Origin of the sequence: Protofrankia sp. CiP1_Cm_nod2, from assembly GCF_920664355.1 — a bacterium.
In the GTDB taxonomy this organism is placed as follows: domain Bacteria; phylum Actinomycetota; class Actinomycetes; order Frankiales; family Frankiaceae; genus Protofrankia.
Genome location: NZ_CAKKTL010000346.1, coordinates 1 through 3,894, shown reverse-complemented (window position 1 = coordinate 3,894; position 3,894 = coordinate 1). Strand labels below are relative to the sequence as shown.

The following is a 3,894-nucleotide window of genomic DNA, read 5'->3' as shown; positions in this document are numbered from 1 at the left end:
GGAGCGGGCCGTGGGGCGGCACCGCGGGGCCGCCCGGCGCCGTCGCCCGGGCCGCCCGGCTGCCCTGGCCCGCCGGGTCTCCCTGGCGGCCCAGGCCCTCCTGGGCCTCCTGGGCCGTTGCCTCCTGAGCTGCCTCCTGGGCCGTTGCCTCCTGGGCCGTCGCCACGTCCATGTCGGCTCCCTCTCGCGATTCTTCGGTGCCCACCGTCACAGGCCGTCGCCGACTGCCTGCTCCGACCACGGGCCGCGCCGACGGATGCCGCCGGCGCCGGCCGGGCATTTGCCGAACACGCCGGACCGTCCGCTGGGACCGTATTCCAGCATGTTCGGCCGGCGCTTCGGTGAACGGCGAGTTTACATTTCAGGGCGAAAGAAAGATGTCCCTGGCGGCGGCCGGGACGCGGCTGGCCCGGCTATTGTGACGCCGAATGAAACAATTGGTTTCGCTGATGGAGGCCAGGGCTGTGAAGGAGTCGTCCGGTGCGGTGTTGCCAAGCCCGCCGAATGCGGTTACCGTGCTGTCTCCAGCAGGGGAGGCGCGGAGGCTGGCGACACATTTTCTTCAGCCATCGAATCATCGAAATCCTGGTTGACACCGGCCTGGGCCTGGCTCCACGATATCCTTCGCAAGGCATTCGGAGCGCCGGCTCACATCGTCGGCTCGCATTGTCGGCCCACCTGGCTGGTGGCGGCTTGTCCACGGTGTGTGGACAAGCCGCGGGAAAGATTTCGGCGCAGCCGGTCCACGCCGGCCGGAAATACGTGACGGTGAACATCTGATGGCCACGGGAGGCGTGATGGACGACGGCACGGTGCTTCCGACGCCGGCCAGGCAGCCACACGCCGATCCCGCGCTCCCCCTGGTCGGCGAAGATTCCCGGGGGCCGCAGCCCGGCCGGCCGTCACACCCGCGGGCGGCCGAGGACGGCCGCGGCCACGCGGTCGTCCTCGGCGCCGGCATCGCCGGGCTGCTGGCCGCCCGGGTGCTCTCGGAGACCTTCGAGCGGGTCACGGTACTCGAACGGGACGTGCTCCTCGACGGTGATCCCCACGGCGACTCCCGCCGTGGTGTGCCCCAGGGCCGGCACCTGCACGGGCTGCTCGACCGCGGACGCCGGCTCATGGAGGAGCTGTTCCCCGGCCTGACCACGGAACTCACGCGGCGGGGCGCGTCCACGATCGAGACGCTGGTGGGCTCCCGCTGGTATCTGCGGGGGCTGCGGGTCCGCTCGGCCCCGACCGGGCTGACCTCGGTGCTCGCCAGCAGGGGGCTGCTGGAGGACGTCCTGCGGGCGAGGCTGCGGGCGGTCCCCGGCGTGCGGTTCGTCCAGCGGACGTCGGCGACCGGGCTGGTCACCGCGCCGGAGGCGCCCGGCCGGATCATCGGGGTGCGTGTCGTCCAGCAGCCCCGTACCGCCGGTGCCGGGAGCGGCGCTGATGCCGGTGCTGATGCCGGCGCCGCTACCGGCACCGGACTCATCCGCGCGGATCTTGTGGTGGACGCGACCGGCCGTGCCTCCCGCGGCCCGGACTGGCTGGCCGCCCTGGGACTGCCCGGCCCGGCCGAGCGGCGGACCGGCGTCGATCTCGGATACGCGTCGCGTTTCTACCGGTACCGCCCCGAGCATCTCGACGGCCAGCGTTCGGTCATAGTCTCGACCATGCCCGGATTCCGTGGCGGCGGCGCCGTCGCGCTGGAGGGCGGCCGCTGGCATGTCACGCTCACCGGAATGCTCGGCGACCACCCGCCGACGGATCCCGAGGGATTCGAAGCGTTCGCCCGGACCCTGCCCGTACCCGACATCTACGACCTGGTCACGTCGACCGAGGCGCTGAGCGACCCGGTGCCCCACCGTTTCACCAGTTCACTGCGGCGATACTACGAGCGGGTGCAGAACCCGCCGGCCGGATTCCTCGCCATCGGTGACGCGATATGCAGCTTCAACCCGCTCTACGCCCAGGGAATGACCGTGGCGGCCCAGCACGCGTGGGCGCTGCGGGACTGCCTGCGGGCCGGCGGCCCGGACCTGCCGGCCCGTTTCTACCGGCAGGCCGGCCGCCTCGTGGACGTCGCGTGGGACATGGCCAACGGGGCCGACCTGCGCTATCCCGGCGTCCAGGGGCGGCGCGGCCCGCGCGAGCGGCTGGTGGGCCCGTACGCGGAACGGGTGCAGGTCGCCGCGCACCGGGACGCCACGGTGGCGCGCGCCCTGATGAAGACGCTGAACCTGGTGGACGCCCCGACCGCCCTGCTGCGCCCGGCCGTGGCCGCCGGCGTCCTGCGCTTCGGCTGGTCACACCCGACCACCCCGCGGAAGGCGCCCACGGCTGGGACACGGAACACCGCAGGGACGGGCCTTCCCGGCCAGAGTTCCTGAACGCCAGCGACACGGGAAGCGGTCAGCCGCTCGTCGGCGGTGCTCCCGGGCTCCCACGCTCCCGCGGACGGTCATCCATCGCCACGCGTGATCGTTCGCTCGCTGGGGCCGCCCCACCGCGGTCGTCCGTCCTGGTCGTGCGCACCGGCCGGCCGTCAGGCCCGGCCCGGCCGGGTTCAGGACAGCCGGACGGGCAGGGCCGCGAGGCTGCGTACGGTCAGGTGCGGCCGGTAGGGCGGCGGGTCCGCGGCCAGGGTGAGCCCCGGGGCACGCTGGACGAGCGCCCGCAGGGCGATCCGTGCCTCCAGCCGGGCGAGCGGCGCGCCGAGGCAGTAGTGGATGCCCAGCCCGAAACCGAGGTGCCGGTGCGCGGGAGCGGCGCCGGCGTAGCGGGTGATGTCGAAACGGTCCGGATCCGTGAAGACGTCCGGGTCCCGCTGGGCCGCCGCGCTCAGGATGATGATGATCTCGCCCTGGGGGAAGGGGTGCCCGGAGATCTCGGTGTCCCGCAGGGCGAGCCGGCCGATGAGCTGGATGGGCGGGTCGTAGCGCAACGTCTCGTCGATGATGGAGGGTATGAGGCTGGGATCCGCACGTAGCAGGGCGAGCTGGTCGGGGTTGCGCAGCAGCGCCAAGACGGCGTTGCCGATCAGGTTGACCGTCGTCTCGTAGCCGGCGACCAGCAGCAGGGCGCACAGCTCCAGCAGCTCGCTCTCGCTGAGCACGTCGCCCTGGTCCCGCACCGCCACCAGCTCGCTGAGCAGGTCCTCGGCCGGGCGGGCCCGGCGCCGCGCGATCAGCTCGGTGAAGTAGGCGTCGAACTCGCGGGAGGACGTCCGGCGCCGGGCCAGCTCGTCGGGGGTGAGCAGGTAGTCCGGGTCGATGCCGCGGGTGAGGTCGTTGGCCCAGCCGCGGAAGGTCTGCTCGTCCCGCGCCGGCACGCCCAGCAGGTCGCAGATGACGCGCAGCGGGAGCGGGCGGGCCAGCGCGCCGATCAGGTCGATCTCGCCTTCCCGCTCGAGCGCGGCGTCGATCAGCGTGTCGACCAGGGAGGTGACCCGGGGCTGGAAGGCGGCGACCATCCGGGGTGTGAAGGCCTTGCTGACCAGCCCGCGCAGCCGGGTATGGCTGGGCGGGTTCATCCGCAGGAAGGACCGCAGCCCGCCGTCCAGCGCCTCGGCGCGACGCCACGCGTTGGTCCCGGACTCGCCGCGTCCCCAGGCTGTTTCCGACAGGGCGGTCAAGCAGTCGGGGTAACGCGTCAGCACAGTGGCCTGGAGATCTCCCAGCGGGATGCGGTAGAAGGGATCCGCCGCGCGCAGGGCGCGGTAGCCCGGGTAGGGGTCGGCGCGGCGAGCCGGGTCGAAGGCGCCGAACGCCAGCGGCGCGGCGGCGGGAGTGTCCGATGCCGAGGCGGAACTCATGACCGGGTCCTCTCCTTGTCGTGCTCGTCCCAGCGGCCGGAGATGACAGCCGCCAGCCCGCCGGGGCCGCCCGCACCATGCCTTCCGCGATG

Annotated in this window: 2 protein-coding genes; one reads left to right on the top strand and one right to left on the bottom strand. The window is 73.0% G+C overall.

All coding sequences use genetic code 11. The features are described from left to right. Positions 1-779: 779 nt before the first annotated feature. A complete protein-coding gene (locus NBW84_RS23045; RefSeq protein ID WP_250287355.1) occupies positions 780-2,378 on the top strand; it encodes an FAD-dependent oxidoreductase in 1,599 nt (532 codons plus the stop codon). A 176-nt stretch (positions 2,379-2,554) separates the two neighbouring features. Here the strand turns inward: NBW84_RS23045 and NBW84_RS23040 are convergent, their stop codons facing one another. After that, a complete protein-coding gene (locus NBW84_RS23040; protein ID WP_250287354.1) occupies positions 2,555-3,802 on the bottom strand; it encodes a cytochrome P450 in 1,248 nt (415 codons plus the stop codon). Positions 3,803-3,894: the final 92 nt, after the last annotated feature.

Coding starts and splice junctions, on each gene's coding strand:
- NBW84_RS23045 (WP_250287355.1), top strand. CDS start 780: ATGGCCACGGGAGGCGTGATGGACGACGGCACGGTGCTTCCGACGCCG.
- NBW84_RS23040 (WP_250287354.1), bottom strand. CDS start 3,802: ATGAGTTCCGCCTCGGCATCGGACACTCCCGCCGCCGCGCCGCTGGCG.